This window comes from Enterobacter sp. E14S, assembly GCF_055666685.1.
On sequence record NZ_JBVODQ010000040.1, the window covers coordinates 1 to 246 of the forward strand.

1 tRNA gene is annotated in these 246 nt (G+C 52.0%); it reads right to left on the bottom strand.

Annotated features, from left to right (window positions below):
- Window positions 1–45: 45 nt before the first annotated feature.
- Window positions 46–121 (bottom strand) — tRNA-Glu (locus tag ACZ6J2_RS21900).
- Window positions 122–246 lie beyond the last annotated feature (125 nt).

A 246-nucleotide genomic window follows, 5' to 3' on the forward strand; every position in this document is an offset into this window, starting at 1 on the left:
TTTTGAGATATGACGGCAGGTGACTTTCACTCACGAACCAGCAAGTGGCGTCCCCTAGGGGATTCGAACCCCTGTTACCGCCGTGAAAGGGCGGTGTCCTGGGCCTCTAGACGAAGGGGACGTGTAAGTCTCAATCGCAAGACGCCTTGCTATTTACTTTTCATCAGACAATCTGTGTGAGCACTACAAAGGCAGGTTCTTTAAGGTAAGGAGGTGATCCAACCGCAGGTTCCCCTACGGTTACCT